The organism is Candidatus Zixiibacteriota bacterium (assembly GCA_034439475.1).
In the GTDB taxonomy this organism is placed as follows: Bacteria; Zixibacteria; MSB-5A5; order GN15; family FEB-12; genus JAWXAN01.
The window spans coordinates 37,933-44,498 of the sequence record JAWXAN010000021.1 but is presented as its reverse complement, the minus strand read 5'-3'; the positions used below and the strand labels follow the sequence as shown (position 1 = coordinate 44,498).

Annotated in this window: 2 protein-coding genes; both read right to left on the bottom strand. The window is 50.9% G+C overall.

The features are described 5' to 3' along the window. Positions 1 to 3,269, bottom strand: a 3,269-nt coding sequence (locus SGI97_02475; protein ID MDZ4722760.1) for a hypothetical protein, incomplete at its 3' end; no start/stop codon positions are given. Between the two features lie 774 nt (positions 3,270 to 4,043). Continuing rightward, on the bottom strand, positions 4,044 to 6,410 hold the full coding sequence (locus SGI97_02470) for a choice-of-anchor B family protein (protein MDZ4722759.1): 2,367 nt from the start codon (positions 6,408 to 6,410) through the stop codon (positions 4,044 to 4,046). Between the last annotated feature and the right edge of the window lie 156 nt (positions 6,411 to 6,566).

Genomic DNA, 6,566 nt, shown 5'->3' with positions numbered 1-6,566 from the left:
GTCAAGTCACCAATGTCGACCACGTCGTCGAGTGAGCCGTCGGCATTACCGGTGGATCCGATACAGCACGAGCACACCGTACAACCCGGACGAAGGTTGCTATTGTACCAATTACAAGCAGCAGTGAAGTTAGCCTTCAGATCGTCCTGAACCCCAGCACGGACCGAAGTCACGGCCGTATACACTGTCAGGGTATCATTGCCTGCCAGGGTGTAGTTATGCTTGTAGGTAGTCATGATATTGACATCAGTCGAATCCTGAGCCGGAGCCAGAGCCGCAGTGCCGCTAATGGCACCGGCTTTAGTCCACAAACGGGCCGGATCAGCAACACCATTGTCTGCCGGGAAAACGACCGAGTCATTTCTGTCGGCATACTGACCATGCTTGCTAACGTCGTTTGCGCAGGGATTAGCGTTGAAAGCCACTTCCGTGTGCATGCCAAGGAAGGTGGAGGCGCCATAACGGGCCTTGCTAAAGCAGCTAAGGACAGTACCTGTATCCGAACCACGAGCAAAGACCGTTGAGCCTTCGATACCAGTTTTATTGGTTGCTCCGGGATTTGAAGGTACATCCCAGTCGATCATATCGCCCAAAAGCAGGTTGTTTTGAGTAATTCCATTATAGGAATAGAACTTCGTGCAAATGATGATAAAGTCGGCATTATCACCACCCGATTTCGGAGCAAAGTACGTCCGCTCGACGGCAATGCTGGTATCTTCCGAGACAAAAGTACCCGTGAAATAACCATCATAGGCCACCGTGTTAAGCTTGGCCGGTATCGCCCGGTTATGAACCGGCTTGAAAGCTACTGCGGTACCGAAATTAGCCTGGAAGATAGAGGCTGTCATCGAATAGACCGTCGGGCTGTCGCGGCGGATAACCACCGGTGAGCCGGAATAGAGATAAACCGTAGCACGGGTCGTATCGCATTCCACAGCTATGCCATTGGCGGCATAATCCAGGTTCACTCTGCCTATGCCTGAGCGGCCACTCTCGCCATGGTTCGAAACGATCAAAGCAATGCGTCCGGTAGCCGAAGCGACATTACCATTGCTGGTCGTGACGGTATCCCATTGGATAGCCGCTACGGTATCTGCTACCACGTAATTAATGACGATGGTATCAGCCGGTGAATTGGCGGCGTTTGAAGTCAGGATGACATAGCCATTAAGAGCCTGAAGTGAGTTGGCCGGAAAGCCGGCGCCACTTATGGTGATATTAAAGGTTCCGGTATTGCTCAGTCCGGCTGGAACTGTAAGGGTGGGCTGGGAAACAGTGAGCCAGTTAAAGCCAGGCTGGGTAAGCTTGACCGGAGTAATGGCGGAGATAACTAAGTTAGCATTTCCGTCATTTCGCACGGTAACGGGAACGACATCAGTCTGGCTGGGTCCGGCAGCCGATGTGACATATTCCGGATAGCCCAATGTGGTCGGTGTAGTAAATATTTGAGCGGCAACAATCGGTTGGACACAGGCAAGACGCATCCATTTCAAGGGATTCTCAGTCAGAGGACCAAAAGCGGGAGTGCGCCATGCCGGAGAAGGGAAATGGTCTTCGGTATAGAGAATATGCAGATACCAATCCCCAGCATAGCTTCCGGAAGGATCGACCTTTTCAGGTCCGGGCCAGCACATGCCGGCAGTATTTTGTCCGTAGCGGCTCATGGTAGCGCGGGTGTCATTCATGCATACTCCGCCGCCAGTAGCTGAATCGCAGTTGGGAGTATAGCTACCTGAGAGATTTCTCGCCGCATCCCAGAGCAGACCGGACAAATCGCCGGAAACAACCATAAGTACTTCGCCGTTTGCGGCGTGAACCCGGCTATCGAAACCACCCGAGGCGCAGTCATCAGTCTGCGAGAGCTGACCGTAGTTGCCAAAGAAATTGAGGTACTGGGTAAAGACGACGTACAATTTGTTGTCGCATTCAGAAATCGAGAAGAAGCCGGTGTATGCCGTACCCGGACTACCAAAACCGCAGACTTGCGTGTTCTGGGCGAGACCCCAATCTGAGTTGTGGAACACGCTGATATTGCCCGTAGCGCTATACCAGTGCATAAGCAAGTTGGAGAAGTCACCCCAAAAGAATGTTGAAGTCGGGGCGTAGACATTTGCGATAGTCGGTTGACTCGCCCAAATAACGTGGAGGTTGTCTCCGGTATCATATAAGCAATGAGTTTCAAAACCTGATGAACCCGAAGCAGTAACACGTGAATAGTTGGTGATATTAGTATTGGGACCCCAGGCAGTGCTGCCAAGAGTTGAGACTCCGACGCGAATCCAGGTGTTATTGTCATAGATTTGTGAGTTGGCCACACCGGTCGTCGAAACCTTTGTCCACGAAACCGCAACTTTGTTTGAGACGCGCGAGGCAGTCATACTGCCGCCAAAGACTCGGGCAAAGTCATCAACACATAGTTTGCCTGTCCAGGCTCCGGCATTGACGCGGCGGAAATAGACGAGCTGACTTTTGACAAGACTTCCAAAGGTATTCACAACACTTTCACCACCGAGAATATGGGTGATAACATCAGGGCCGAGCTGTTGCACTTCGACCACTGGGTGGAAAAGCTTGTCCCCGGCGTCGTAAAAGCAAGTACTGTAATCCGCAGAGGGAATGCTTGAACCGCCCCCAAAGAAACCGCTCTGCCAGGCGCTTTCGTCGTAAATATGGTTGTCTAATGGCTGGCCGACATCGTCCACTCCGGCTAAAACCATCCGGCCATTGACAACATCAAGTTTTGGCCAGCTTCCTTTTTCACCGCTTGCCTGAAGAACCGCTCCACTGCCGTAGCCAAAAAGGCAGTTGAAGTTGCCATTGACTGGCGACGGGTTAAAGGCGTTATAAGCAAAACGAGCATCTGCCGACGGGGAAGGAGCGTCGGTATAGGTGAAAATGATATCGGCCTGATTGCGGAAGTCAATTTGATGGCCTTTAGAATCAGGACGCTGTTGATCATCCATCCATGTAGTTGCGATAGTAAAACCAGCCGAAGCTGCCGCGTTTGACGAGCCCTGACGGCTGCCAAGCGAGACTTTCACCGCTTTGCGTTCCGCAGCCGCTGTTGCTATTTGTTCTTCTGTATCCTCAGTCGGGACTGTTCGAGCGATGAGTTCCCGCTGTGCCTGAGGAAAGCTGTACTGCACAACTTTACTGGTCTGCGCTGTTTCCACCCGCTTGTCGTAGCCCGCCTTGGCAAGAAGTGAACTGCTCATGAACAGTGAACAGACCAACGCGACAAGCAAAGCAGATATAATTCTTTTCTGCATAAATTAATTCCTTTCAATACCCATTAGAATTCTGCTGATCAGTTGATCAGCGCAATCGGATTACTAAATCAGCAACAGACAACCTTCGTTACAATCCTATAATCTGCTGCGCCATTACTCTTTACCCTGTCGTTACCTCCTTTATTCTGTTCGCACTCAGACGAACCGAAAACTGTATCATCCTTTTTCGAGTCTGAGTCACAGACTCTCGTCTCAATTATCGCATCCAATAAAATTCTCAACTATACACACAGGCAGACAATTACCCGGCGGCACTAAAGAAAAAGATACGCTGCCTGCTCAAAAAAGAGCAAACGAATTGAATGAATGTGTTTTATGTTCGGGACAGTTTACGAAGCGAAAGTCGGAGAGGTATTGGCGAAACGTAAACTGGCACCAACCTATCTATCACCAATAACGTAAACCTAAACCTTGTTTTTGTCAATGATAATCTTCTTGAGTGTGGGAGGCAGAACTGTTAGAAAAGTCCTATTGTTCGAAAGTTGGCTCTTTTTCGCCATTCTATTCATGGGAGAGTTGGTGCACGAGGCTTTCCCGGCCATGCCAGATGAAGACGAACTGAGATTGCCGTCCGCCGCAGCCTGCCCGCCCGTGGAAGGTCGCGTCTGGGAAGACGCTCCTCGCAACGACTCATTGTAGTGTCATTCCAGTCCGCCACGGCGGAGAATCCATCTTCTCTTTAATCTTGTACCCGTGGGAGAGGGGGGGCATATTCCCCTGTGGCGTCGGCGGACCGACACTATATTCAGGCCTTTACTGACAGGGCGCTGTCGGAGCCAGACTAATGAACAAATGATCGATAAGGGCCGTCAGATCTGAGATGTCGACAACTGCACCCAGATCACCATCAATATTCCCCTCTTCGGGACAGAACAACGGTGCCAAGGAGATGAAAAGATGGTCAATCAAAGCCGTAATATCTGAAATATCAACCACATCGCCGAGGTCGTTATCCGTATTTCCGGAATTGCCGACACAACATGTCGGCGGCGCAAGATCTACGACCTTGAAGTTATCCACACCCGCTTCAACTATGGAGCCAAGGCAGTCATCGGATGCCACAAACCTGACCAGCACTTTATTTGTCAGCGTCACAAAGTCAAGAACTCTGAATGTTTGACTGACCCAGGTTGCGTTTGAGACGGAGGTGTTTTCAAGCGTCACCCAGCTTAAACCGGAGTCGTTTGAAATTTGAACAACCCAAGCGTCCAGGTTGGGATTGCCGCCACGATTATTGGTATACCACCGGTCGTATGATACCTGTGGGTCACCGCTTGTCGACATATCCATTGATGGTGTGGTGAGTGTTGTCTGGCCGTTATCGACGTCGGTTGAACCAATCGATCCCCCAACTAATGCTTGGGCAGTTATAAAACAGAGCGAGTCAGCCCCGCCTCCGGCGTCATTTTCGGGCTGGACCGGGAATGCTCCGGTTATGGTTCCATTGGGGTTTACCCGTTCCCAGCGTCCAGACGCCGCTGAATCACCAGGTGAGGTTGTTGTCCATCCAAGGTTTAGCTCGAAATTGTCTTCATAACCGGACGTAAGAGTTATCGGAAGGGTGGTAAGCGACCCAACTGGAACAGGGACTGTGTCTATCACGTTCTTCCGTCCCCATTGACCGGCATAAATCACATAATTTGTGCTCGGCATATTGGCGAAGGCATACGCGCCGGCATTGTCAGTCGAAATTATCCCAGGATTGTTCGGAAATACCCGTAGCTCGGGAAGTTTTGAAGAATTTGCATTGAGGTTGGAGACTGTGCCCCCCAGACGTCCGCCACTGCTTCTATTGAGCGCGACGGAATGAGTCGTTACCACTATAGAAGCGGGAGTAAAGACCTGGATGTTATTGGCATAACCCGATCTTGCAACCGTAATATTAATGGAGTTTGACGGTACTCCGAGACGGTATGTTCCATCAGCCGCAGTTGTTGCGGTGTTGTTCGCGCCAGAGGCCGGATCCGTCCAGTTGATTGTCGCATTTGGAACCGGATCGCCGGTCGGGGCGTCGGTTATGGTACCTTCAAGATAGCCAGCCCGGGTATCATTGAATGTTAACACCGCCAAACCATTGGTAATATCCGACGTGACAATGGTTCCCGAAGCAAAATAGGGATAGACATCCCAACAGCCGTTGAATGTATTGCCAGAACCTTGGAGGTAAGTATCGTACTGTCCGACGATTACAGGAGTGAGCGGATCCGAAACGTCGAATATTCTCACGCCGTCTGCATAATAAGAAGCGTAGAGCCATGGGTCAGCAAGGAAAACATTGTGGATTATAGCTCCCGGCTTTGGATATTCAGCTACCTGAACCATGTTTGCCGGATCCGAAACATCCCAAACACGGAGATGGCCATCGTTGGTTTCATCGGTAGTGAACAGATATTGACCGTCGGCCGATGTCCGCATGCTATGCGTGAAAGCGCCGTTATAGAGGGCCTTCCCAAGAATTACCGGGGCTGACCGATTTGTAACATCAACAGACATAAAGCCCGAACTCAGATTGGCAACAAAGGCCAAATTCCCAACAACATACGAATCATGGGCGTCGGCAAAGGCGCCACAAGCCGCAGTGGGATGAGGTGTTCCGCTGAGTTCCACAGGAGCAACCGGATTTGCAAGGTCAAGAATTCGATAGTCGCGCAGTCCGGCTCCGTTCATACCGAGATAAACATACGAGCTGTCTATCCAGATTGCATGCTGGCCGGGAACAGTCGGCGATGAGAATGTCGCGACAGTTTTGGCTGAATCTGGAAGCCATCCCAGTTCTACTATTTGCATTGCTCCGGCTTGGTTAACTACATAAGCGTAATGGAGATATGTTTTTACTTCTTTTAAATCATTGCCGACAGTCGGAACCGTCGCCACCACTACCGGCGATCCGGGGACGGTTACATTGACAATCTTAAGCGAATTACCGGCGCACGCCAAGGCGAATTCTCGGCCCAAACTGTCGGTATAGCCCCAGACCGAGCGAAGTCCCCCCGGGACAGTCGCCAGTTGGGTCATATTAAACCCCTGCGCAGAACTTTGGGCTGGTGTAAAAGAGAGCATCAGGCTTATCCCCAGAGTGGTGAGCGCGCGCGATGCAAGGGAACGTGAGCAGAAATCCATGCGACAACCTCCAAGTGTGTGGTAAAGTCCATCACAAGCACGGGCGGCGGGCTATGACTTGTCACTTCATAGCGACAAATTGAGCATAGCAACAGACCAACAGCAGTAACCTGTGACAAGTAACAAATAGCAGTAGTGGGGGCACAAAAGTAAAGC

Excerpts from the sequence above, each read along its gene's own strand:
- SGI97_02470 (MDZ4722759.1), bottom strand. The coding sequence starts at position 6,410 with ATGGATTTCTGCTCACGTTCCCTTGCATCGCGCGCGCTCACCACTCTG.